The organism is Paucibacter sediminis (genome assembly GCF_030254645.1).
Taxonomy (GTDB): domain Bacteria; phylum Pseudomonadota; class Gammaproteobacteria; order Burkholderiales; family Burkholderiaceae_C; genus Paucibacter_B; species Paucibacter_B sediminis.
Map to the genome: position 1 here is coordinate 4,398,887 of NZ_CP116346.1, position 24,958 is coordinate 4,423,844.

General features: G+C 69.8%; 18 protein-coding genes. 9 read left to right on the plus strand and 9 right to left on the minus strand.

Annotated features, from left to right (window positions below; all coding sequences use genetic code 11):
• Positions 1-9: 9 nt before the first annotated feature.
• From PFX98_RS20420 to PFX98_RS20430, 3 genes are read right to left on the minus strand one after another with little or no spacing between them, the layout of a single operon-like run.
• Positions 10-1,359 carry a GH1 family beta-glucosidase gene (locus PFX98_RS20420; protein WP_285232319.1) on the minus strand — a complete coding sequence of 450 codons (1,350 nt, stop codon included), beginning with the start codon at positions 1,357-1,359 and terminating at the stop codon, positions 10-12.
• Positions 1,356-3,899 carry a glycoside hydrolase family 3 protein gene (locus PFX98_RS20425; protein WP_285232320.1) on the minus strand — a complete coding sequence of 848 codons (2,544 nt, stop codon included), beginning with the start codon at positions 3,897-3,899 and terminating at the stop codon, positions 1,356-1,358. Before PFX98_RS20425 ends, PFX98_RS20420 begins: the two co-directional genes overlap by 4 nt.
• 1 nt (position 3,900) lies before the next feature.
• A complete protein-coding gene (locus PFX98_RS20430) occupies positions 3,901-6,666 on the minus strand; it encodes a TonB-dependent receptor (protein WP_285232321.1) in 2,766 nt (921 codons plus the stop codon).
• 187 nt (positions 6,667-6,853) lie between these two features.
• On the opposite strand from PFX98_RS20430, the gene PFX98_RS20435 reads away from it, so the two are divergent.
• The 9 genes from PFX98_RS20435 to PFX98_RS20475 all read left to right on the plus strand — a co-directional run bounded on the left by PFX98_RS20435 (position 6,854) and on the right by PFX98_RS20475 (position 15,896).
• A complete protein-coding gene (locus PFX98_RS20435; RefSeq protein ID WP_285235657.1) occupies positions 6,854-7,531 on the plus strand; it encodes a response regulator transcription factor in 678 nt (225 codons plus the stop codon).
• Complete coding sequence (locus PFX98_RS20440) at positions 7,528-9,009, plus strand: sensor histidine kinase (RefSeq protein WP_285232322.1); 1,482 nt, start codon at positions 7,528-7,530, stop codon at positions 9,007-9,009. Before PFX98_RS20435 ends, PFX98_RS20440 begins: the two co-directional genes overlap by 4 nt.
• Before the next feature lie 121 nt (positions 9,010-9,130).
• Positions 9,131-10,369 (plus strand): ABC transporter substrate-binding protein, encoded by a 1,239-nt coding sequence (locus PFX98_RS20445; RefSeq protein WP_285235658.1) that lies wholly within the window; start codon positions 9,131-9,133, stop codon positions 10,367-10,369.
• Positions 10,370-10,380: 11 nt separating this feature from the next.
• Positions 10,381-11,256, plus strand: a complete 876-nt coding sequence (locus PFX98_RS20450; protein ID WP_285232323.1) for a carbohydrate ABC transporter permease — start codon at positions 10,381-10,383, stop codon at positions 11,254-11,256.
• A complete protein-coding gene (locus PFX98_RS20455) occupies positions 11,253-12,116 on the plus strand; it encodes a carbohydrate ABC transporter permease (protein ID WP_285232324.1) in 864 nt (287 codons plus the stop codon). Before PFX98_RS20450 ends, PFX98_RS20455 begins: the two co-directional genes overlap by 4 nt.
• Before the next feature lie 6 nt (positions 12,117-12,122).
• Positions 12,123-13,202 carry an ABC transporter ATP-binding protein gene (locus PFX98_RS20460; protein WP_285232325.1) on the plus strand — a complete coding sequence of 360 codons (1,080 nt, stop codon included), beginning with the start codon at positions 12,123-12,125 and terminating at the stop codon, positions 13,200-13,202.
• A gap of 8 nt (positions 13,203-13,210) precedes the next feature.
• Positions 13,211-13,924: a response regulator gene (locus PFX98_RS20465; RefSeq protein WP_285232326.1), complete on the plus strand. Its 714-nt coding sequence runs from the start codon at positions 13,211-13,213 to the stop codon at positions 13,922-13,924.
• Positions 13,917-15,029, plus strand: a complete 1,113-nt coding sequence (locus PFX98_RS20470; protein ID WP_285232327.1) for an acyltransferase family protein — start codon at positions 13,917-13,919, stop codon at positions 15,027-15,029. Before PFX98_RS20465 ends, PFX98_RS20470 begins: the two co-directional genes overlap by 8 nt.
• Before the next feature lie 18 nt (positions 15,030-15,047).
• Positions 15,048-15,896 (plus strand): endonuclease/exonuclease/phosphatase family protein, encoded by an 849-nt coding sequence (locus PFX98_RS20475; RefSeq protein WP_285232328.1) that lies wholly within the window; start codon positions 15,048-15,050, stop codon positions 15,894-15,896.
• Here the strand turns inward: PFX98_RS20475 and PFX98_RS20480 are convergent.
• The 6 genes from PFX98_RS20480 to PFX98_RS20505 form a co-directional block, all read right to left on the minus strand.
• Entirely contained in the window at positions 15,893-16,600 is a 708-nt protein-coding gene (locus PFX98_RS20480; RefSeq protein WP_285232329.1) for an SGNH/GDSL hydrolase family protein, read from the minus strand. The genes PFX98_RS20475 and PFX98_RS20480 overlap by 4 nt on opposite strands.
• 15 nt (positions 16,601-16,615) lie before the next feature.
• Positions 16,616-19,108, minus strand: a complete 2,493-nt coding sequence (locus tag PFX98_RS20485) for a family 20 glycosylhydrolase (RefSeq protein WP_285232330.1) — start codon at positions 19,106-19,108, stop codon at positions 16,616-16,618.
• A complete protein-coding gene (gene nagE / locus PFX98_RS20490) occupies positions 19,105-20,811 on the minus strand; it encodes an N-acetylglucosamine-specific PTS transporter subunit IIBC (RefSeq protein ID WP_285232331.1) in 1,707 nt (568 codons plus the stop codon). The genes PFX98_RS20485 and nagE overlap by 4 nt, the downstream gene beginning before the upstream one ends.
• 25 nt (positions 20,812-20,836) lie before the next feature.
• Positions 20,837-23,377, minus strand: coding sequence for a phosphoenolpyruvate--protein phosphotransferase (gene ptsP, locus PFX98_RS20495; RefSeq protein ID WP_285232332.1), 2,541 nt, complete (start codon positions 23,375-23,377; stop codon positions 20,837-20,839).
• A 730-nt stretch (positions 23,378-24,107) separates the two neighbouring features.
• Positions 24,108-24,632 carry a hypothetical protein gene (locus PFX98_RS20500; RefSeq protein ID WP_285232333.1) on the minus strand — a complete coding sequence of 175 codons (525 nt, stop codon included), beginning with the start codon at positions 24,630-24,632 and terminating at the stop codon, positions 24,108-24,110.
• Positions 24,633-24,636: 4 nt separating this feature from the next.
• Positions 24,637-24,930 (minus strand): hypothetical protein, encoded by a 294-nt coding sequence (locus tag PFX98_RS20505; protein WP_285232334.1) that lies wholly within the window; start codon positions 24,928-24,930, stop codon positions 24,637-24,639.
• Positions 24,931-24,958 lie beyond the last annotated feature (28 nt).

Consider the following 24,958-nt stretch of genomic DNA (forward strand, 5'->3'; position numbering starts at 1 on the left):
CTTCGCATCTCAGGACTTGAGAAAGTCACGGTACCAGAGGCCGCTGGCCTTGAGCGTGCGGCGCTGCGTCGGGTAATCCACATAGGTGAGGCCGAAGCGGCGCAGATAGCCCTCGGCCCATTCGAAGTTGTCGAGCAGGCTCCAGGCGAAATAGCCCTGCAGCGGCACGCCCTGGGCGCGCGCCTGCCAGGCCGCCTCGAGATGGCGCGCAAGATAGCGGCGGCGTTCGATGTCGAGCACGCTGCCGTCGGGCAGCGGCTGGTCCTCGTAGGTGGAGCCGTTCTCGGTCAGATAGACGCGCGAGGGGCCGTAGTCGCGCTGGATGCGGTTCAGCAGCGTCACCATGCCCTCGGGCGAGACCTGCCAGCCAAAGGCGGTGCGTTCCACGCCGGCCGGCTCCACCACGCGCGTGGCGATCGGGCCGCTGCCGGGCGCGTCCTCCACCACCTCGGGGAAGTAGTAGTTCACGCCCAGGAAGTCGGTGGGCGTGGCGATCGCCGCCAGGTCGCCGTCCAGCACCTGGGGCGCCTGCGCGCCCAGCAGGGCCCAGATGTCCGAAGGGTAGCCGCGGCCATGCAGGGGGTCGAGGAACCAGCGGTTGCGCGAGCCGTCGTGGCGCAGGTGCGCGGCGGCGTCGGCGGCGCTGTGGCTGGCGGCTTCGATCGGGTGCAGGCTGAGCGTGATGCCGGCCTGGGCGCCGGGCGCGTTGCGGCGTATCACCGGCAGGGCCAGGCCATGCGAGAGCAGCAGGTGGTGGCAGACCTGCAGCGCGGCTGCGTAGTCGCGGATGCCCGGCGCATGGTTGCCCTCGTGGTGGCCCAGAAAGGCGCTGCACCAGGGCTCGTTGTGGGTGATCCAGTGCTTGACGCGATCGCCCAGCGCGCGCGTCACGAGCTCGGTGTATTCGAGAAAAGCGTCCACGCAGGCACGCTGCTGCCAGCCGCCCTGCTCCTGCAGGGCCTGGGGCAGATCCCAGTGGTAGAGCGTGGCCCAGGGCTGCAGGCCGCGCTCCAGCATGCCGTCCACCAGACGTGAATAGAAGTCCAGCCCACGCTGGTTCACCGCGCCGCGGCCCTGCGGCAGGACGCGCGGCCAGGCAATCGAGAAGCGGTAGGCATTCACGCCCAGGCTGCGCGCCAGGTCCAGGTCCTCGGGCCAGCGGTGGTAATGGTCGCAGGCCACCGCGCCGCTGGAGCCGTCGCGGATATGGCCCGCGCCGGCACAGAAGCGGTCCCAGATCGATTCGCCGCGGCCGTCCTCCGTGGCCGCGCCTTCGATCTGGTAGGAGGAGGTGGAGCAACCCCAGACGAAATCGGCCGGGAAGTCGCTGCGACGGATGTGGGGCAAGGAGTCTGTCATGGCAGAAGGGGCTGGAGTTGCTCGCAGCGCAGCGCGTCGGCATGCCTGGCGGCGCCGGCCTGCACGCGGATATGGGCGATGGCGGCGGCAAAGGGTGCGTCGGCGCTGAGCATGAAGGGTTGCTCGACGCGGTCCAGCACCACCCCCAGGGCGGCAAAGCAGGCGAGCGGAATCTTCAGGCTGAGGCGATCGCCCACCGCCAGCGGCCGCAGCAGCGGGCGCAGGTCGAACTGGCCGAACTTGCCCCCGCAGCCCGCGCCGCAATCCATGCCCAGGCCCACCGCGCCGCTGGGCGCCTGCGCGAGCCGGAGGTCGAACAGCAGCGCGGCGTCCGGGTAGGCGCTCAGCAGCGCCGGCTGGGCCGACCAGGCCACCAGCCGCGCCGGGCCCTGCCAGCGCAGCAGCTTGGCGTCCTGCTGGGTGTTGATCTGCACCGTGCTGACCAGCAGCTCGGGCCGGCCGGCCGGGATTTCCTCGGTGCCGTTGAGATCGTCGCTGAGCTTGCGGGTGGGCCAGCGCTGGCCCGGGCTGATGGCCAGCAGCTCGTAGGGCGCCTGCGCGACGCGCTCGAAGATCGCCATCTCGGTGCGCGCACCGCAACCGCCGCTGGCCGGCGCATCGAGCGCCAGCTGGCCGAGCCGGGCCGGCCGCGCATAGCTCAGGCCATGGCCCAGCGCGAACAGCGGCTGGCCGCCGTCCCCTGCATTGAGCGGGGTCTGGCAGGCGCCGCGCGGCCACGAGAAGGGCAAGCGGCCCTTGAAGTCATGGCCGACCCGGCCGTCCGCGCGGCGCAGCAGCAGATCGGCAATGCCGCCGCCCTCGCTACCGGGCAGCCAGGCGGCGACAAAGGCGTCGGAGAGGTTCAGCAGATCGTTGACGTAGAGCGGCCGGCCGGACAGGAACACCGTGATCACCGGCCGCCCCCGGCCCGCAAGGCCTTGCAGCAGGCGCAGCTCCTCGGGGTGGCGGGCGCTGTGGCGCAGCGTGCCCGAGGGCGGGATGTCGCCATTGCCCTCGGCATAAGGCGTCTCGCCCAGCACCGCGACGACGGCGTCGAACTCGGCCGGGTTCACGCCCGCGCCATCGGGGCTGTAGACCACGCGCGCCTCGCCCAGCGCCGCGCGCAGGCCGGCCAGCACCGTCTCGCCCGCCGGAAAGTCGCTGTTGCGGTTGCCGGTGCCCTGCCAGCTCAGCGTCCAGCCGCCGGTCTGCTGTTCCAGGCTGTCGGCCGCCCGCCCCACCACCAGCACGCGACGCTGGCGCGCCAGCGGCAGCACGCCGCCATCGTTCTTCAGCAGCACCAGGGATTCGCGCACCGCGCGCCGCGCCAGGGCGCGCGCCTGCAAGGCCTCGGTGCGGCCGGCATAACGGCCGTCCTGGGGCGCCTGGCCGAACAGGCCGGCGCGCAGCTTGACGCGCAGGATGCGCGTGACGGCATCGTCGATGCGTGCCAGCGGGATCTCGCCGCGCTGCACCTGGGCCACGGTGTTGGCGATGAAGGCCTGCCAGTCCTCGGGCACCATCACCATGTCGATACCGGCATTGATGGCCTGGGGGCAGCTGGCATTGCTGCAGCCGGGCAGCTGGGCGATGCCGTTCCAGTCGGAGACGATGAAGCCGTCGAAGCCCATCTGCTGCTTCAGCACGCCGCTCAGCAGCGCCTGGCTGCCATGCAGCTTGCCGTAGTCCTGGCCGGCGGCGCGGTCGTGCCAGCTGTTGAAGGAGGCCATCACGGTCTGCGCGCCGGCCGCGAGCGCGGCGTAATAACCCTGCGCATGGATGGCCAGCATCTCGGCCTGGCTGGCCTCGTTGACGCCCTGGTCCTTGCCCTGGGCGGTGCCGCCGTCGCCGATGAAATGTTTGGCGGTGGCCAGGATGGCGGCATCGCCGCCGAGCCCGTCCTGCAGTCCGCGCACATAGGCGCCGCCCAGCCGCGCCACCACGGCCGGGTCCTCGGCATAGCTTTCGTACGTGCGGCCCCAGCGGTCGTCGCGCACCACCGCCAGCGTGGGCGCAAAGGTCCACTGGATGCCAGTGGCGCGCACCGCGCGCGCGGTGGCCCGGCCGATCTCCCTCAACAGGCCGGCGTCGCGCGTGGCGCCCAGGCCGATGTTGTGCGGGAACAGGGTCGCGCCGAACACATTGTTGTGGCCGTGGACCGCATCGGTGCCCCAGATCACCGGCACCGGCTGGGCCATGTCGGTCTGCATCGAGGCCTCGTGATAGGCCTGGGCCAGCCGCAGCCAGTCCGCCACGCTGGCGTACTTGTTGTTGCCGGGCCAGGAGCCGCCGCCGTTGAGCACCGAGCCGATGTAGAAGCGCCGCACCTCGTCGGGCGTGATGTGGCGGATCTCGGGCTGGGTCATCTGCCCGACCTTCTGCGCCAGGCTCATGCCGGCGACGATGCGGGCGATGCGGGCCTCGTCGGCCGGCAGCCGCTGGAAGGGGCTGCCGGCCGCGGGCCAGGCCGGCGCCGCGCCAGCGGCGCCGGCGCACAGCAGCGTGGCCGCGGCCAGCCAGGGTGTGAGCGCGTGTTTCAACTTAGAACTTGTAGTTCACGCCCAGCAGGTACTGGCGGCCGTACTTCTCGTAGGTGCCCGGGTAGAGCAGATTGGGCACGGTGCCGCTGTTGTCCGACACCGTCATCATGGTGCGGTAGGCCTCGTTGGTGACGTTGTTGACCTGGAACAGCACCGACACCCCCTTCAGCGGCCCGCTGTCCCAGCCATAACCCAGCTGCAGATCGGTGATGTGCTCGGGTTCGATGGTGGTGTAGGAGGTATCGCCCCAGGCATTGCGCACCGCCGCCATATAGCGCGAGCGATAGCGCTGCGCCACACGCGCCTGCAGGCCGCTCTTCTCGTAGTAAAGCACCCAGCTCGCCACCGTGCCCGAGAGGCCCTCGAGCGGATTGCTGAGGTCGTTGTTCTGGTGGATGCTGCTCTTGGTGAAGGAGGCCGACAGGATCGCGCCGAAGCCGTCCAGCATGGGGCTGAGCTTGGCGCCGTCGATGGCGGCGCTGAACTCGGTGCCGCGCACATAGCCGCCATCGCCGTTGGCCATGGCGTTGAGCTTGCCGGTGTAGGTCAGGATCGGGTAGCGCGGATCGCCCTTGAGCGGGTCGGGATAGCCCGAGAAGTCATAGCCCAGGATGTCCTGCTTGTAGACGGTGGACTTCAGCTCCTTGTAGAAGCCGGCCAGCGAGATGTAGCTGCGCTTGCCGTAGTACTTCTCCAGCGCCAGGTCCACCGCGTCGGCGCGCCAGGGGTCCAGCGTGGGGTTGCCGCCGCTGGCCGACCATTCGCCCTTGCCGGTGGTGGCACGGCTGATGTTGGTGACGCCGGCGCGCATGTCTTCCATGTTCGGGCGCGCCAGCACGCGGGCGGCGCCGAAGCGCAGCATGGTGTTGCTGCCCAGATCGGCCGCCAGGTTCAGGCTGGGCAGCACATCGGTATAGCTCTTGCCGCCGCTCACCGGCTGGGTGCTGTTGTCAATCCAGGCCAGGCCATGACCCTCCTGCTTGGCATGCACGACCTGCAGGCCGATATTGCCGCGCACCGGCACGCCGGCATTGAACTCGAGGCTGAACTTGCCAAACGCGGTGCTGACCTTCTCGCGCACGCCCCACTCGCGATTGGGCGCGCTGCTGAGGTCGTCGGCGCGCGCGCTGAACAGGCCGGTGTCCAGCAGCGCCTGCACGTCGAAGTTGGCCACCGCGGGAATGCTGCCGAAGCCCAGCGTGGCCGGCGCCATCAGGATGCCGTTCGGAAAGGCCAGATTGGTCTTGCCGGTCTTGAGGTCGTAGGCCTCCTTGACGGCGCGATAGTCCTTGCTGCGCTCGCTGTAGTTGAAGCCGCCCTCGAACTGGTGCACCGCGCCCCAGTCGAGCTCGCGCTTGGCCGAGAGGCGCAGGCTCTTGAGTTCATCGCTGACCTTGAAGTGGCGCGCCGCGCCCATCTGGCCCCAGAACTGCTGCAAGCTCATCACCGCCGGATCGGCCCAGTTGATGCTGGGCACGAACTGCGAGAAGCCGGTCATCGAGATGGCCGTGCTGGTGAAGCCCGAGGGCAGGCTGGAGCCCGCATACATCTCGGCGGTGGTCTCGTCGCGGTCGGCCTTGGAGTAGCTCAGGTCGGCCACGGTGGTCCAGCCGCCCAGCTTGAGCTCGTTGTTCAGGCCGATCGCCTTGATGGTGTCGTCGCGCTGGTTGCGGCGCGAGAGCAGCTTGCCGGCGATGTTGTCGATCGCGCCCCCCACCGTGACCTTCTCGCCGCCGAAGTTCTCGTAGCTGGTGCCGTGGTAGGTGACGCCGTTCCAGGTGTTCATCTCGCCCTGGAACTCGCGCCCGACAAACTTCTTGCTGAAGTTGGAGTAGTACAGATCCAGCACGGTGTGCAGCTGGTCGTTGGGCTTGTACTCGAACACGCCCATCAGGCCGTTGCGCACCTGGTTGGTGGAGAAGGCGGTGGCCTCGAAACCCTGCAGCGAGACGGCGTCGCGGTCCACACCCTTGAGGCCGCAGTCGCCGCCACACCAGTCGGGCGGGTAGGACTTGGTGTTGGCGGTATTGGCCCACCACCAGTTGGCGTAATGCTGCTGCTGCTCGGGGCTGTCCAAGTGCGCATAGCCCAGCGCGACGCCGATGGTGCGATCGGCAAACTGGTCCACATAGCTGGCGCTCAGGCGCTTGCCCTGGCTGCTCAGGCCGGGGATCTGCTCGCCGTTGGAGTTCTTCTCCATGCGCGCATTCAGGTTGCCCTGGCGGCCGCGGAAGTTCAGCGGCCGGATCGACTGCATATTGACCGTGCCCGACAGGCCTTGCGCACCCAGCGCCGCGTCGGGGGTCTTGTAGACGGTGGCGCCCCCCATCAGCTCGGCGGGAAACTGGTCGAACTCGACCGAGCGGTCCGAGCCCGAGCTGACCATCTCGCGGCCGTTCAGCAGGGTCACGCCGTACTTGGGCGACATGCCGCGGATCGACAGCACCTGCGCATTGCCGTTCACGCGCTGGGCCGCCAGGCCCGGCAGGCGCGCCAGCGATTCGGCAATGCTCAGATCGGGCAGCTTGCCCAGGTCCTCGGCGGTGACCGCTTCGACGATCGAATCGGCATTGCGCTTGACCGAGATCGAGCTCTCGATGGCCGAGCGTATGCCCGTCACCACCACCGTCTCCAGTTGCTGCGGGGCCTGCTGCGCATGCGCCGCCCCCATCAACAGCACCGCGCCCGCGCAGGCCGCGGCGATCGGGAGGACTTGCGGAGGGGTGGCGCAGCGGCGCTGGGCCGGCTGCTTGGCGTGGGTCTTCATGGACTGTCTCCTGTGGCTCGTTTTGAACAAGGCTCTGGGTCAGTGCGGCCGGGCTACACTGGATCGTGTTAACTGTCGTTAAGGTTCGGTGCTGTCAATTCTTAATGAATCCATAACGCTGTTAATAGAACGTTAACCCTTAGAGTGCGGTTTGCGCCACAGGCCACGATTGCCCATGCCCTCACAAATGAACCTGCTGCTCGCCGAAGACGATGCCATCCTGGCCGATGCACTCTCGGCCCAGTTGCGCCGTGCCGGCTTTGTGGTGGAGCACGCACCCAATGGCGCGGTGGCCGAGTACCTGCTGCTGAAGCAGAACTTCAACGTCGCCATCCTCGACCTCGGCCTGCCCATGGTGGACGGGCTGACGGTGCTGAAGCGGCTGCGTGCGGCGCGCCGCCAGCTGCCGGTGCTGGTGCTGACCGCGCTGGACAGCCTGGACGACCGCGTGGCTGGGCTGAACGCTGGCGCCGACGACTACCTGACCAAGCCCTTCGACTTCCCCGAGCTGGAGGCGCGCCTGCATGCGCTGATGCGGCGCGGCCGCCCGCCCACCGCCAGCGCCGCGCTGGGTGACCTGGTGTTCGACCGCGACACGCGCCGCGCCTCGGTGCGCGGCGAGCCGCTGGAGCTGAGCCCGCGCGAGGCGATGCTGCTGGATCTGCTGCTGTCACAGCGCGACCATGTCGTCACCAAGGAGCAGATCACCCAGGCCTGGGCGCAGGACGGCTCGGACAACAGCGGCACCGGCTCGATCGAGGTCTATATCCATCGCCTGCGCCGCAAGCTTGAGCAGTCCGGCCTGGCGATACGCACGGTGCGCGGCCTGGGTTACCTGCTCGAGAACGAGGCCGCCGCGGCATGAACCATCCGGCCGGCCGCCGCCCGCATTGGTTCACGGCCGTGCCGGGGGCGCGCTCGCTGCATCGGCAGCTGTTCGTGTGGCTGCTGCTGCCGCAGATCATCCTGTGGCTGGCGGCCGCGCTGTTCACCTACAACCTGGCGGCGCGCTATGCCAATGCCGCCATCGATGCCAGCCTCTCGCAGGCCTCGCGCGCGCTGGCCCGCCAGGTCAAGCCCCAGGGCAACGGCCTGCTGATCGATTTCCCGCGCGCCGCCCAGGACATCCTCGAGGCCGACCCCAGCGACCGCGTGCTCTACACCGTCAGCACCCCGCCCGGCCAGTTCATCCTCGGCAACCAGAACCTGCCACCGGTGCCGGCGCTCGCCGCGCCGGCGCTGGGCGAGCCCTACTTCTACGATGGCGTGCTGCGCGAGCCCGGCAGCGACGGCGAGCCGGCGCGCAGCGCCCGCGTGCGCATGGTGGCGCTCTACCTCAACTATGGCGAGGACGGCGGCACGCCGCAGACCATGCTGGTGCAGGTGGCGCGCTCCAGCGCCAACCGCGAGGAGCTGGCGCGCCAGATCCTGCTCGACACGGTGCTGCCGCTCTCCGGCCTGATCGTGCTGATGACCATGATCGTCTGGGCCGGCATCCGCGCCGGCCTGGCGCCGCTGGCCCTGCTGCAGCGCCAGGTGGAGGGGCGCGCCGCCAACGATCTGGCCCCCATCAAGCTGGACGCCGCACCGCCCGAGGTGCGCTCGCTGGCGCAGGCCATCAACACCTTGCTGGGCGAGGTCAGCCACAACGTGGTGGCACAGAAGCGCTTCATCTCCGACGCGGCCCACCAGCTGCGCACGCCGCTGGCCGGCCTCAAGAGCCAGGCCGAGCTGGCGCTGCGCGACGTCAGCGATCCGCTGCTGACCGCGCGGCTCAAGCTGGTGCACGAGGGCGCAGCGCGCAGCGCCCATCTGGTGAACCAACTGCTGACGCTGGCGCGCGCCGAGCCCGAATCGGCGGTGCGCCAGGACCGCGTGCCGGTGGACATGCTGAAGCTGGCGCGCGAGGTCACCGCCGAGCTGGTGCCCAAGGCCCTGCATGCCGGCATAGACCTGGGTTTTGACGAGCCCGATCCCGAGGGTGCGAGCGCGCCCATGCCGGTGCTGGGCATCGCCCTGCTGCTGCGCGAGGCGCTCGCCAACCTGATCGACAACGCGATCCGCTATGCCGGCCGCGGCGCCAGCGTGACGGTGCGCTGCCATGGCAGCGCCGGCCAGCTGGTGCTGGAGGTGGAAGACAACGGCCCCGGCATCGCGCCCGAGGAGCTCGAGCATGTGTTCGAGCGCTTCGTGCGCGCCACCCACGACGGCAGCGGCTGCGGCCTCGGCCTGGCGATCGTGCGCGAGATCGTCGAGCGCCATGCCGGCAGCGTCAGCCTGAGCCCGACCCAGCCCCATGGCCTGCTGGCGCGGGTGCGCCTGCCACTGGCAAGCAAGGGTTAGTACTTTCTCGCCAAGCGTTAATGTTTCGTTAAACTTGCCGGACCGAGCCCACGACGGGCCGTACCGGAGACAAGACGACATGACGCATCCGCGCGCCCCGGGCCGCCGCCCCATCGCTGCCATGGCCCCGCTGCTCACGGCCCTAAGCCTGAGCCTGGCGGCCCAACTGGCCACCGCTGGCGAGGTCGAGGTGCTGCACTGGTGGACCAGCGGTGGCGAGGCCAAGGCCGCGCAGGCGCTCAAGGCCAGCCTGCAGGCCAAGGGCCACAGCTGGAAGGATTTCGCGGTGGCGGGCGGCGGGGGCGACTCCGCCATGACGGTGCTGAAGTCGCGCGTGGTCTCGGGCAATGCGCCCGCCGCGGCGCAGATCAAGGGCCCCTCGATCCAGGACTGGGCCCGCGAGGGCGTGCTGGCCTCGATCGACGAGGTGGCGCGCGCCGACAAATGGGACGAGCTGCTGCCCAAGGTGGTGAGCGAGCAGATGAAATACCGCGGCAGCTATGTCGCGGTGCCGGTGAACGTGCACCGCGTCAACTGGCTCTGGATCAATGCCGATGTCTTCAAGCGCGCCGGGCTCAAGCCGCCGCTCAGCTGGGACGATTTCTTCAGCGCCGCCGACGCGCTCAAGAAGCTGGGCATCACGCCACTGGCGCATGGGGGCCAGAACTGGCAAGACCTGACCCTGTTCGAGGCGGTGGTGCTGGGCGTGGGCGGCGCCGATTTCTACGCCAAGGCGCTGGTGCAGCTGGACCAGAGCAGCCTGACGAGCGACACCATGGAGCGCGCGCTCGCCACCTTCAAGCGCCTCAAGCCCTATACCGACAAGAACGCCCCGGGGCGCGACTGGAACCTTGCCACCGCGATGGTGATCAAGGGCGAGGCGGCGATGCAGATCATGGGCGACTGGGCCAAGGGCGAGTTCGTCGCGGCCGGCAAGCAGCCGGGCAAGGATTTCCTCTGCGTGGCCGCGCCCGGCAGCGCCAAATCCTTCAGCTACAACATCGACTCCTTCGCGATGTTCAAGCTCAAGAACGAGGCCAACAGCCGCGCGCAGAAGGACCTCGCCGCAGCCATCATGGCGCCCGAGTTCCAGGAGCTCTTCAACCTCAACAAGGGCTCGATCCCGGCGCGCCTGGGCATGAAGATGGACCGCTTCGACGACTGCGCCAAGACCTCGGCGCAGGACTTCGCCAGCAGCGCCAAGGCCGGCTCCCTGCTGCCCTCGATCGCCCATGGCATGGCGGTGCCGAGCGCGGCCGAGGGCGCCATCAAGGACGCCATCAGCCAGTACTGGAACAGCGACCGGCTGAGCGCCCGCGATGCCATGAAGAAGCTCGCCGCAGCCGCCCGCAGCAAGTAAGCCCAGCCGCCATGCCAAGCCGCGCCCGCACCCTGTGGTTGCCCAAGCTGGTGATTGCGCCTTCCTTCGTGCTCTCGCTGCTGTTCATCTATGGCCTGATGGCCTGGAACGGGGTGCTCTCGCTGTCGGCCTCGCGCATGCTGCCCAACTACGAGTTCGTCGGGCTGGCGCAGTACGAGGCGCTGTTCGAGTCGGAGCGCTGGTGGGTGGCGCTGCGCAATCTGGGCATCTTCGGCGGCCTGTTCGTGGGCGGCGGCATGGCGCTGGGCCTGCTGCTGGCGATCCTGCTGGACCAGAAGATCCGCCTGGAGGGCCTGCTGCGCACCATCTACCTCTACCCGATGGCGCTCAGCTTCATCGTCACCGGCACGGCCTGGAAATGGATACTCAATCCGGGCCTGGGCCTGGAGCATCTGGTGCAGGAATGGGGCTTCGCCGACTTCAGCTTCGGCTGGCTGGTGGACCCCGACATGGCGATCTACTGCGTCGTCATCGCCGGCATCTGGCAGAGCGCGGGCTTCGTGATGGCGCTGTTTCTGGCCGGCCTGCGCGGCATCGACGACAGCATCATCAAGGCCGCCCAGGTGGACGGCGCCAGCCTGCCTCGCATCTACTGGCGCATCATCATCCCCAGCCTGCGGCCGGTGTTCTTCTCCACCCTGATGGTGGTGAGCCATCTGGCGATCAAGAGCTTCGACCTGGTGATGGCGCTCACCGCCGGCGGCCCCGGCTATGCCACCGACCTGCCCGCCACCTTCATGTACACGATGGCCTTCTCGCGCGGCCAGATCGGCCTGGGCGCGGCCAGCGCCACCATCATGCTGGCCACCGTGGCGGCCATCGTCGTGCCCTACCTCTACTCCGAGCTGCGTGGGACGCGTCGATGATGGCTCGGCCGCGCCTTTCGCCCGCCCGCCTGCTGCTGCTGGGCGCTTTGCTGTTGTTCGCGCTGTTCTTCCTGGCGCCGCTCTACGTGATGCTGAGCGCCTCGCTGAAGAGCATGGACGAGATCCGCAACACCAGCCTGCTGGCCCTGCCCGCCAGCCCCAGCCTGCAGGCCTGGGCCACCGCCTGGTCGGCGGCCTGTACCGGCACCGACTGCGGCGGGCTCAAGCCCTTCTTCCTCAACTCGCTGCTGATGGTGCTGCCCGCCGTCGGCATCTCCACCTCACTGGGCGCGCTGAACGGCTATGTGCTGAGCAAGTGGCGCTTCCGCGGCAGCGAGCTGCTGTTCGCGCTGATGCTGTTCGGCGTCTTCATGCCCATGCAGGTGGTGCTGCTGCCGATGAGCCAGGTGCTGGGCTGGCTGGGCCTGGCCAGCTCGGTATGGGGGCTGATCCTGGTGCATGTGCTGGCCGGCATCCCCTCCACCACGCTGTTCTTCCGCAACTACTACGCCGGCCTGCCCGACGAGCTGATCAAGGCTGCCACCCTGGACGGGGCCTCGTTCTGGCAGATCTTCCGCCGCATCGTGCTGCCGCTCTCCGCGCCCATCCTGGTGGTGACGCTGATCTGGCAGTTCACCAATATCTGGAACGACTTCCTCTACGGCGTGGTGTTCTCGGGTGCCGACAGCAAGCCCATCACCGTGGGGCTCAACAACCTGGCCAACACCTCGAGTTCGGTGAAGGAATACAACGTCGACATGGCCGCCGCCATGATCGCCGGCCTGCCCACCCTGCTCGTCTACGCGCTGGCCGGCAAGTATTTTGTGCGCGGGCTCACCGCCGGCGCCGTGAAGGGATAGGCAGCAATGGGTGCACTGAGCATCAGGCAGGTCCGCAAGACCTATGGCAGCAACGAGATCCTCAAGGGCATCGACATCGAGATCGAGCCCGGCGAATTCCTCATCCTGGTGGGGCCCTCGGGCTGCGGCAAGAGCACCCTGCTTAACATGATCGCCGGCCTGGAGCAGCCCAGCAGCGGCAGCATCCACATCGGCGCGCGCGAGGTCACCCACGCGCCCAGCCGCGAGCGCGACATCGCCATGGTGTTCCAGAGCTATGCGCTCTACCCGAACATGAACGTGGCGCAGAACATCGCCTTCGGCCTGGAGATGCGCAAGGTGCCCAAGGCCGAGCGCGCGGCCGCAGTGGCGCGCGTCAGCGCCATGCTGCAGATCGAGCATCTGCTGGACCGCAAGCCCGGCCAGCTCTCGGGCGGCCAGCGCCAGCGCGTCGCGATGGGCCGCGCGCTGGCGCGCCAGCCGGCGCTGTTCCTGTTCGACGAGCCGCTCTCCAACCTCGACGCCAAGCTGCGCGTGGAGATGCGCGCCGAGATCAAGCTGCTGCACCAGCGCACCCGCACCACCACCGTCTATGTCACGCACGACCAGGTCGAGGCCATGACCCTGGGCGACCGCATCGCGGTGATGCGGGACGGGCTGGTGCAGCAATTCGGCACGCCCGACGAGATCTACGGCCGGCCGGCGAACCGCTTCGTGGCCGAATTCGTCGGCTCGCCGGCGATGAACTTCATCGATGCCCAGGCCAGCGCCGCCGGCCTGAGCGCCCAGGGCGTGGCCCTGCCGCTGAGCGCCGCGCAGGCCCAGGCGCTGCGCGACAGCCCGCACCGGGCGCTCAGCTACGGCCTGCGCCCCGAGGACCTGGCGATCGCGCCGGACGCCACCGAAGACGGCGGCCTGCCCGGCACGCTGCGCATGCTGGAGCCCACCGGCCCCGAGACCTACGCCATGGTCGACACCGCGATCGGCTGCCTGACCGCCAGAGTGCCCGGCCGCCTGAGCCAGCGCATCGGCGACCCCCTGCGCCTGCAGTGGCAGGCCGGTGCCTCGCATCTGTTCGACCGCGGCACCGGTCAGCGGCTCGCCTGAAGCACGCCATGGCACGCAAGATCCTGATCGTCGACGCCGATCTCCGCACCCGCCTGCTGCTGAAGGCCTATCTGGAGAAGAACCACTACGAGGTGGTGGCGGCGCCGGATGGTGCCGGCTTTCTGGCCGAGTACCAGCGCCATGCCGAGGAGCTCTCGATGGCCATCATGGACGTGATGCTGCCCGACACCGATGGCTTCGCGCTGTGCCGCATGGTGCGCGCGCGCTCCGACCTGCCCATCATCATGCTGACCGCCAGCGCCGACGAGACCGACCGCGTGGTCGGCCTGGAGCTGGGTGCCGACGACTACATCGCCAAGCCCTACAGCCCACGCGAGCTGCTGGCCCGCATCAAGGCGATCCTGCGCCGCTGCGGCCAGGAGCTGCGCGCGGCGGCGCGCTACCGCCGCTTCGATGCCTTCACCCTCGACCTGCTGGAGCGCCGCGTGACCGATCGCCAGGGCACGGAGGTGGCGCTGACCGGGCTGGACTTCCAGCTGCTGAAATGCTTTGTCGAGCATCCCGGCGAGATCCTCGACCGCAATGTGCTGGCCGAATACACGCGCGGCCGCGACATCGGCCCGCTGGACCGCTCGCTGGACGTGCAGATCAGCCGCCTGCGCCTGCGCCTGCAGGACGATGGCAAGCAGCCGCACCTGATCAAGACGGTACGCGGCGCCGGCTATGTGTTCTCGGCCGACGTCGTGGCCTCGCATGGCTGAGGCGCAGCGCGCGCGTGCGCTCGACGTGCTGCGCGGCGCCACGCTGGCGCTGATGATCGTCGTCAATATGTCGATCAGCGAGGCGCTCTCCTACGGCCCGCTGCTGCATGCGCCCTGGCATGGCCTGACCCTCACCGACGTCGTGTTCCCGACCTTTCTGTTCGTGGTCGGCGCCGCCCTCAGCTTCACCCTGCCGCGCTACGAGCGCCTGGGCGAGGCGGCGCTGCTGATGAAGCTGTGCAGGCGCAGCGCGCTGATCTTTCTGTGCGGCTATCTGCTCTCCTGGTTCCCCTTCGTGCGCGTCGGCCCCGATGGCGGGCTCGCCCTGCTGCCGCTCGCCGGCACACGCATCCTCGGCGTGCTGCAGCGCATCGCCCTGGCCTATGCCATCGCTGCCCTGCTGCTGCACTACGGCCGTGCGCGCGCCGCGCTTATCTACAGCGGCGCCGTGCTGCTGCTGTGCTGGTGGGTGCTGGCGCAATGGGGCGATCTGAGCCTGGCCGGCAATGCCGCGCGCAAGCTGGACCTGTGGCTGCTGGGCGCGGCCCACCTCTACCAGGGCGAGGGCCTGGCCTTTGACCCCGAAGGCCTGCTGGGCACCCTGCCCGCGGTGGTGCATGTGCTGGCCGGCCATGCCGCGGCGGGCTTGGTACAGCGCCGCGGCCCCGGCTACGAGAGCATCGCCAAGCTGCTGATGGCGGGGCTGCTGGCGATCGCGCTGGCGCTGGCCTGGCATGGCGTGCTGCCCATCAACAAGAAGCTCTGGACCGGCTCCTATGTGCTGTGCACCGTGGGCATCGACCTGTGCCTGCTGGGCCTGCTGGTGTGGGCCGTCGACCTGCGCGGCTGGCGCCGCGGCTGCGCCTTCTTCGAGGTGTTCGGCCGGAACACGCTCTTCATCTACCTGCTGGCCGAGGTGGCGATGAGCCTGCTGTGGCTGCTGCCGCTGCGGGGCCGCCCGCTGTTCGAGCAGCTCTATGCGCACGGCTTCCAGTCCTGGGCGGGCGACAAGCCCGGTTCGCTGCTGTTCGCGCTCTGCTTCATGCTGGTCTGCTGGGCCGTCGCGGCCTGGATGGACCGGCGGCAGCTCTACATCAAGCTCTAAACCGACGAGACCGCCACCATGCGATTGCTGCCCATCCTCGCCCTGCTCACGGCCATGCTCGCATCCCTGCCCGCCTGGGCCGGGCCGCCGCTCAATGTGGCCAGCTACAACCTGCGCCTCAACACCCCCGACGACGGCCCCAATGTCTGGGCCCAGCGCGTCGAGGCGGTGAAGGCGCTGATCCGCTACCACGAGTTCGATCTGTTCGGCACCCAGGAGGGCCAGCCCGAGCAGATCCGCGACCTGGAGGCGCTGAGCGAGTTCGAGCATGTGGGCGTGGGCCGCGACGATGGCCGGGACGCCGGCGAGCATTCCAGCATCTTCTACCGGCGCGCGCGCTTCCAGCGCCTTGCGCATGGCGACTTCTGGCTCAGCGAGACCCCCGACCGCCCCTCCAAGGGCTGGGATGCGCGCTGCTGCAACCGCCTCGCCAGCTGGGTACGGCTGCAGGAGCGCCGCGGCGGGCAGCGCCTGCTGGTGGTGTCGGTGCATTTCGACCACGAGGGGCCGATCGCGCGCCGCGAATCCGCCCAGCTGCTGCTGCGCTGGCTGGCCGAGCAGCGGCGCCAACACCCCGGCGACCATGTGATCGCGCTGGGCGACTTCAACTCGACGCCGGACACGGTGCAGATCCAGGCCATGCGCGGCCAGCTGCGCGATGCCCGCCTGGTCTCGCTGACGCCGCCCTATGGCCCGCCGGCCAGCTTCAATGATTTCAAGTTCGGCAGCGCGCCGGAGCTGCTGATCGACTACATCTTCCTCAGCCCGCGCATCCGCGTGCTCAAGTACGCGGTGCTGACCGACTCCAACGGCCAGCGCTACCCCTCCGACCATTTCCCGGTGCTGGCGCGCCTGCAGCTTGACTAGGGCTTCAGCGCCGCCTCGATCTCGCGCTCCAGCAGGGGCGCCATGACGCGGTAGCCGGCGGCATTGGGGTGCACGCCGTCCTCGGAGTACTTGAGCGGCAGGCCGCCCCGTTCATCGGCAAGGGCGGCGTGGTAATCGACCCAGCGGTGGCCGCCCTCGCGCGCCAGTTCGCGCAGGCGCTGGTTCAGCGCGACGATGGTGGCCGCCGGCTGGACGGCCGGGTTCCAGTAATAGGCCGCCGCGGGCAACACCGCGCACAGCACCACGCGGATGCCATGGGCCCGCGCCAGCTGCGTCATCGAGCGCACATGGCCGGCGATCATCTCGACCGAGCTGGGCCCGCTGTTGCCGGCGATGTCATTGGTGCCGGCCAGTATCACCACCGCGGCCGGCTGCAGCTCGATCACGTCCTGCCGGAAGCGCAGCAGCATCTGCGGCGTGGTCTGGGCGCTGATGCCCCGGTTCACATAGGGCTTGCCGGGGAAGGCCTGGGCCAGCGCCGGGCTCCAGAACTCGGTGATCGAGTCGCCCATGAAGACCACGCGGCGCTCGCCGCTGGCGGGCGCCGGCAGGCTCGCATTGGCGGCGCGGTAGCGCCCATGGCCGGCCCAGTCGCCCGCGGCGGGCTGGGCCGACGCCAGCGCCCAGCCTCCCAGCAGAAGATGGGCGGCGAGAAGCTTGAGGCCGAGTCGGCGTGCGTGCATGAGAGTGATCCTTGCTCAGGGGTTGTCGATCCATGAAGGCCGGCCGGCGCGACCGTTGCGGTCGAAGGCGGCCACGCCGATGCGCCCGCGCGCCGTGATCGGCCCCTGCACCAGCGGGCTGTCGGGCCGCGGCGGGCTGCCGTCGCTGGTGTAGCGCAGCGTCATGCCGGGCAGCTGGGCGCGCGCCAGCACGCGATCGCCCTGCCTCAGCAGGCCGGGCGGCGCGATGCGGTAATGCAGCGCCGGCGCCTCGGCATCCAGGCGCGGCAGCAGCTGGCTGCCAAGCTGCTGCATGAACTGGGCGCGCGCCCGCGCCTGGGCGGCCGGGTCGGGCAGGCGCTCCCAGCCGGGCTCGGCGGCCCAGGCGCGCTCGGCCAGGCCCAGCAGGCGTGGCATCAGCATCTGGGCCAGGCGCTCGGGGCCGCGCACGGTCTCGGAGAACAGCGTGGCCTCCAGCCCGATGAGGTGGCGGCGGCCTTCGGCACTCAGGCCCTGGCGGCCCGGCATGCGCGTGGGCATGAAGTCGAACACCTGGTCGAGGTCCAGAAAGGCCGCCCAGTCGTGGCCGGGCTCGGTCGGGTCCTTCTGATGCGCCATGTCGAAGTAAAGCCGGGTGGCCGGCGCCAGCACGGTGGCATAGCCCGCGTTGGCGAGCCGGTAGGCGAGGTCCGCGTTGGCGCCGGTGTTGTTCCAGACATGCAGGCGGATGTCGCGCCCCAGGAAATGCGCATTTGGCGCCAGCCCGGGCTCACCCGCCAGCATGGCCTTGCGTGCGCCCAGCTCCTCCCAGCCCGCCGCCGCGATGCCCTGACGCCGCAGCAGGGCCTGCACGCGGTCGAAGAAGTGATCCCAGAGCGCCTCGGTATCGCTGGCCCCCAGCTGCTTGAGCAGGGCCTGGCAGGCGGGCGATTGTTCCCAGGCGCCCGCCGGCAGTTCGTCGCCGCCGACATGCAGGCGCCGCAGCGGCATGCCGGCCTCGGCGTGCATGGCCTTGAGCGCGCCCACCACCTGCTCGACAAAGGCGTAGGTGGAGGGCAGCGCCGGGTTCATCACATGGTCGGTGTAAAGCTGGGCCGAGCGATAGACCGAGCGGTCGCCCGGCTCGCTCAGGAGGAACTCGTCCGCGCCGGCGGCACCGCTGCGCAGGCGGCGTTGCCAGCGACTTTCCATCGCCTTCACCGCGGCGCGCGCATGCGCCGGCATGTCGATCTCGGGGATCACCTCGATCTGCAGCGCCGCCGCATGGCGCAGGATCTCCAGATAGTCGGCGCGGCTGTAATGGCCGCTGCCATAGGGGTCGGCCAGATCCGGCCCGGAGCCATAGGCGGGCGGCAGATGCGCGAGCGGATCGGCCTGCTGGCCGCGGCGCCCGCCCACCTCGGTGAGCTCGGGCAGGCCAGGGATCTCGAGCCGCCAGCCTTCGTCGTCGCTGAGGTGCAGGTGCAGGGTGTTGAGCTTGTAGCGCGCCATCAGGTCCAAGGTCGACAGCAGCGTGGCCTTGCTCTGGAAATTGCGCGCCACGTCCAGCATCAGGCCGCGGTAGGCGTAGCGCGGCGCGTCGACGATGTGCAGCGCCGGCAGGTCCACGCCCTGCCGCGCCAGCACCGCCGTGGGCAGCGGCAGCAGCATGCGCAGGCTCTGCAGCCCGCGCGCCAGCCCGGCCGGGCTGGCCGCCCGGAGGCGCACGCCCTGGCGCGCGCCGATGCTCAGCGCATAGGCCTCGGGCGAGCGCAGGCCGGCCACCGGCCCCAGGCTCAGTTGCACGGCGGGCTGGCCACGCCGCACCTGGCCGCTCGGGAACAGCGGGCGCAGCCAGGACTGCAGTTGCTCGGCCTGCGCCGCCAGCGCGGGCGCGGCGCGTACCTCGGGCAAGCCGTCCCAGTGCAGGGTGCCGGCCAGCCTGCGGTATTGCAGCGGCGTCGGCAACAGCGGCGGCAGCTCGGCCGGCACTGTGGCCTGGGCATAGCGCTGGTAGAGCGATTGCGGCGTCGCCAGCGGCAGAGCAGCGCCGGGCGGCAGCTCGGTCTGCTCGGGGCGGCTGGGCGGCAGCAACTGGTAGTCGCGGATCGCCAGGCCGCGCCCGGGCGCCTCGTCCAGCACCAGATAGGGCGCTTGCGGTGCCTTGTCCGGCATCAGCACCAGCTCCGGATGGAGCAGCACGATGCGCAGGGTCTGGCCGCTGTCCAGCGGCTGGAAACCTGCCGCGGGGCGCAGGCGGAACAGCGTGGCGACGACGCGCTCCAGCAAGACCTGACCCTCCAGCGCCGGGCCCAGCTCGACGCCGGCCATGGCGCTGAAATAGATGGACCAGCCCTGCGCCGGCAGGGGCCGGCGGTCCAGATTGGTGAGCGTGAACAGCGCGCGCGAGCGGCCTTCGGGATGCTCGGCCGAGAACTGGCTGCGCTCCAGCTCCCAGCGCAGGCGCAGCGGCGCGCCCTCGCCTGACGGCCCTGCACTCGCGCCCGAAAGCAGCAAGCCCAGCAGCAAGCTCGCCAGCAGCGCCCTCATGGCCCCGCCCTTTCGGCCAGCAGGGCCGCATGCGCGGCGGCGGCGTCGGCCAGCAGCACATGCACCAGCGCCGGCGAGAAGCTCTGCAGGCCCAGCGCGCCCAGGCCCAGCAGCGCCGCCTCGTCGACGCGCGCGGCATCGCCCAGCACCACGCGCAGCCGCGTGCCGGCCACCGCCTCGATGCGCTGCACATTGGCCTCCCCGCCCAGCGCCAGCAGCCAGGCCCTGCGGTCCAGGCGCAGCTCGGCCGGCGGCACTGGCGGCACTGGCGGCGGCGGCATGGCCGCGGCGGGCGGCTGCGGCGCCTGACCCTGCAGCGCGCGCAGCTCGTCGGCCACCTGGTCGGCCTCGGGGCCCAGCACCACCTGCACGCTGCCGGGCGCCGGCATGATGACGCCGCGGGCACCGAGGGCGCGCAGCGCGGCCGCGTCGATGGCGCCGTTGTCGGCCACCTGCAGGCGCAGGCGCGTGGTGCAGGCGTCCACCGAGCGCAGATTGGCGGCCCCGCCCAGCGCCACCAGCAGGCCCTGCGCACGCGCGCTGCCGCGGCCACTGGCGCTAACGGTGGGCGCCGGTCCCGCGCCGCCCTCCTCGCGCCCCATGGTCGGCAGCTTGAAGCGCCGGATGAAGAAGCTGAACAGCAGGTAATAGACCAGGCCATAGGCCAGGCCCACCGGCAGCAGCAACAGGCCGTTGTGGCCCTTGCCGAAGGACAGCAGGTAATCGAACAGCCCGGCCGAGAAGGTGAAGCCCAGGCGCACGTCGAGCGCGTGCATCAGCGCCATCGACAGCCCCGTCAGCAGGGCATGGATCGCATACAGCAGCGGCGCCAGGAACATGAAGGAGAACTCCACCGGCTCGGTTACGCCGGTGAGCATGGCGGTGAGGCCCATGGAGAGCAGCAGCCCGCCCACCGCGGCGCGGTTCTCGGGCCGCGCCGCGCGGTAGATCGCCAGGCAGGCGGCGGGCAGGCCGAACATCATCACCGGGAAGAAGCCGGTCATGAAGCTGCCGGCCGTAGGGTCGCCGGCAAAGAAGCGATTCAGGTCGCCGGTGGCGATCTTGCCGGCCACCAGCGGGTCCGGGAAGCTGCCGAACACGAACCAGGTGAGCGAGTTGAGGATGTGGTGCAGGCCGGTGACGATCAGCAGCCGGTTCAGCACGCCGTAGATGAACAGGCCCAGCCCGCCGGCGCCGATCAGCCAATGGCCCAGCGCGTCGATGCCCTGTTGCACCGGCGGCCACAGCAGGCTCAGCAGCACGCCGGCCAGCAGCATCGCAAAGCCGGTGGCGATGGGCACGAAACGCTTGCCGCCGAAAAAGGCCAGGTAGGACGGCAGGGCGATGTCCTTGCAGCGGTTGTAGAGCAGGCCGGCGGAGAGCCCGGCGGTGATGCCGGCCAGCACGCCCATATTGATCTTGGCATCGCTGGCCTTCAGCACCGCCGTGAGCACCAGGTAGCCGATCGCCCCCGCCAGCCCGGCCGTGCCGTTGTTCTCCCGCGCGAAGCCCACCGCCACGCCGATCGCGAAGATCAGCGCCAGGTTGGCGAAGATGGCATCGCCCGCCTGCGCCATCACCGCGATGTCCAGCAGGTCGGGCTGGCCCAGGCGCAGCAGCAAGCCCGCCACCGGCAAGACCGCGATCGGCAGCATCAGGGCGCGCCCGAGCTGCTGGATGCCGGCAAATCTGCTTGGTTTCATGCTGAAGTTCCTCGGGCTTGCTTGATCATTGGGCCTCCATGGGCCAGCGTGCGCGCGCCGTGGCGCGCACCGCCTCGGCGGACTCCAGGCGCAGCAGCGCCTGCACATCGGCCCGGCACTGCACGCGCGAGAGCGTGCGCAGCCTGGCCTTCACGCCGGGCACCAGCGGCGGGCTGACGGAGAGTTCGCTCACCCCCAGGCCCAGCAGCAGCGGCACCGCCTCCAGGTCGGAGGCCATGCCACCGCACAGGCCCACCCATTTGCCATGCTGGGAGGCGCCCTCCACCGTCATCGCGATGAGGCGCAGCAGGGCCGGGTGCATCGGGTCCAGGCGTGCCGCCAGGCCGGCATGGCAGCGGTCCATCGCCAGCGTGTACTGGCTCAGGTCGTTGGTGCCGATGGAGAAGAAGTCGACATGACGCGCCAGCTGGTCGGCCAGCAGCGCGGCCGAGGGCACCTCGATCATCACGCCCAGCTGCGGCCGCTCGGCCAGCCCCATCTCCTCGGCCAGGGCCTCGATGCGTTCGCGCACCCGCAGCACCTCGCCCACCTCGGCCACCATCGGGATCAGGATGCGCAGGCTGGCGAGCGGGCGCACCGCCAGCAGGCCGCGCAACTGCGCGTCCAGCAGCTCGGGCTGGGCCAGGCCGGAGCGGATGCCGCGCAGGCCCAGCGCCGGGTTGTCCTCGCTGGGCAGGCTCAGATAGGGCAGCGACTTGTCGCCGCCCACGTCCATGGTGCGGATGATGGCGGGCCGGCCCTGCATCGCATCGATGACCGCCTGGTAGGCACGCGCCTGCTCGGCGGCGTCGGGCATCTCGTTGCGGTCGATGAAGAGGAATTCGGTGCGCAGCAGCCCCACCCCGTCGGCGCCGCAGCGCAGCGCCTCACGGGCATCGGCCTCGTTGGCGATATTGGCGGCCACCTCGATGTGCTGGCCGTCCAGGGTCTGCGCGGGCCGATCGGCGCTGCGCAGCATCTCGGCGCGCTGGGCGGCCTGCGCGGCCAGCTGCGCCTGCGCGGCGCTCAGCTGCGCGGCGCTCGGCTCGGCGCAGAGCCGGCCGCGGTCGGCGTCGAGCAGCACCTGCTGGCCGTTGCGCAGCCCCAGCAGGGCCGGCCCCATCGCCACCAGGGCCGGTATGCCCATGGCGCGCGCCAGGATCGCCACATGGCTGGTGGCACCGCCATGCACGGTGGCCAGCCCCGCCAGCAGGGCGCGCGGCAGGCCGGTCAGATCGGAGGGGGCGAGATCGTCCGCCACCAGGATCGAGGCGGGGCCCAGGCTGGGCTGGCCCGCGGCCCGGTGGCCCAGCGCCGCCAGCAGGCGCCGCTCCAGATCCTGCAGATCGTTGACGCGCTCGGCCAGCAAGGCATTGCCCAACCCGCCCAGCAGCTCGCATTGCGCGCCGATGGCCTGGCGGAAGGCATGGCCGGCGCTGTCGCCCCGCAGCACCGCCTGCTCGGTGGCGGCGATCAGCTCGGGATCGTCGGCCAGGGCCAGATGGGCGCCGTAGATGTCGCGCTCCTCGTTGGCCTGGCGCTCGGCGGCCTCCGCCATCGCCGCGCCAATCTCCTCGCGCGTCTGCTTGAGCGCGCTGGCCAGGCGGGCAAACTCGGTCTCCAGCCCCAGCCCCTGCTGTGGCACCTCGGCCACCTGCCGATCCAGCCGCAACACCTGGCCCAGGGCCAGGCCGGGCGCGGCGCAGACGCCGCGCAGGCCCGGGCCGCCATCGCCGTCGCCAGCGCCATCATCAGGCCCTGCGGGAGCCGGCTGCGGGGCCGGCGGCGCGCTCACCGGTGCCGCGCCGCTGCAGCTTTGCAGCGCCTGCACCACCGCCTGCAGCGCGGCCTCGGCATCCGCGCCGCGGGCGCAGACCAGCACCTCGTCCAGCTCGCCCACCGCCAGGCCCATCAGCGCCGTCATGCTGCGGGCATTGGCAGCGCGCCCGCGGAACTCCAGCTGCACCTCGGCGGCGAAGGCGCGCGCGGCCGCCTGCACCAGGGCCGAGGGCCGGGCATGCAGGCCGTTGCGATGCAGCACCTGGGCGCGGGCGCGCAGCGCGGCCGCGGCTGGGCTAACCAAGCCGGCCGCATTGGCCGTCGGCCGGGCCGGCGCTAACTGCAAGAACTGATCTCGCCCGGCCCTGAGCCTGCCGCTGGCGCGGCCGGCGATCTGGAAGCCGCCGCCGGTGAGCACCAGCATGGTCTGCAGCGAGGGCGCGCGCCGCGCCACCCAGTCCAGGTCCACCACGATCAGCGGCTGGCCGCGGCGCACCGCGTCGCCCTGGCGCACCAGGGCATTGAAGCCCTGGCCTTGCAGTTGCACGGTGTCGATGCCGATGTGCAGCAGCAGCTCGGCGCCATTGGGCGCCGTCAGCGTGAGCGCATGGGCGCTGCGCGCCAGGTGGCTGAGCACGCCGTCGCAGGGCGCCAGCAGCGTGGCCGAGAGCGGCTCGATCGCCAGGCCGTCCCCCAGCACCAGGCCGGCGAACACCGGGTCGGCCACCGCCTGCAGAGGCATGGCGATGCCATCGAACGGTGCCAGCAAGGACAGGGCCTCGCTCATGGCAGCAGCCGCCGCGCCGGCGGGGGCATGGGACGGCCTTGCTGGCCCAGATTCATAGGGGTCTCGCTCGCGTTGCAGGGGGATGGATCGGTCTACAAACGATGCTAGCAGCGGGCCTCTGTGACAGCGCCGGCGCGACGGCGCGGCCGCGGCCCGGCGCCAGGGGGTGGCGCTTACAAAACATTACCGAGGCCGCGCGCGGCCTAGGCCACGCCTCGGTGGGCGCGGTGGGCCGGCGCTTACCGGGCCACAGACTGGCTTACCGTAAATAACCAAAAAGCCGCCGCGCCTGTTGCGCGCCCGCCGCGACGGCCGCGCCGCAGCCAACAAGTAAGATGCGCCGCTGCCCGCGGCAAGGGCCCGCCCGCCCGGGCGCCGACATCACCTGTACGAATCGATACCCATGGGTCACCCAGACAACGCCCCGGCCACGGCACGGGCTCAGCCCGCTGACTATTCAGCCCATACGCCGATGATGCAGCATCATGTCGGTGTTTAGGTTTTTCCCTCTGTACAGCGCACGTTTTTGAACTTGTAGCCCAGCACTGAGCTACACAGACGCTACAGTTTTTGCGGCTCACTTGGGCGCACTTTGCACCACGCCGCGAGCACAAAACGGCTCTCCAAGAGGCCTGTTTTCGGGGCTCAAACAGGCCCTCTGATGGGCCTTCACACATGCTGTTTTGGGGCTCGTGGAGAGCTGCAAAAATCACCAGCCGAGGAACCCTGATCAGTCCTTGTTTTGCGAATCGGAAGCCGGTGGTTGTGCAGAGGGCAGACTCAGCCGCCTAGGCTTCACCGTAACGATTGTGGCGACCTTCGGAGCCGCAGCAACATGGGTGGAAGCCGAGAGCTTTCCAGGTGGCAGATGGGTCTCAATCATCTTCAAGACCTGAGCTTCGAGTGCTTTCGGGAGCCGCCCCCGTGCCAACGTGTGGGTGTCAGCAGGAAACCAAGGCTCTTCCACCTTCAAGGCCACGTGCTTCTTGAAATGGAATCGCGTCTGCTCCGCGAGGCCTGTGCTCGGGTTCGCATCCACGTCGATCTGATCGCCAGAGCACGCATCACCTCCTTTGTCAGCAGTTCCCTGCCCTGTGCCAAAAACGACATGAGCCCATTGGCTGCCATCGGCTTCGTTCAGGGTGCGAATCACAAGCACACGGTGGTACGGAGCGGGCTTGGTAGCGTCGCTATGCGTACTGGCGTGTGGAAAACGGCATCGAACGATGTCCAGCGCGTTGAGTCGAATTGCCACGATGTCAGACGCGTGGTGTGCGCTTTGCCTGATCCACCTTGGCATAGCCAAAGGCCTCACGAACGCTCTCGGGCACCTGCTCCCAAGCTGCGGCCAACGCCTCATCGGAGGGAAGCTCTACCGCATCTACGATCTGAGGTGCAGCTCCTCGCTGTGGCACAACCTTCTTAGGAGCCGTGGACTTCTGAACCCCGTCAGCAGGTGTGGTCCCATGAGCCGAGCTCAACCGCTTCCCAAGATCACTGGAAGTCATGAAACCGATGGTGATGCGATCGTCGTTAGGTTTTTTTGTGGCCATACGCTGCAAACTCCTTCCTTATACCGAT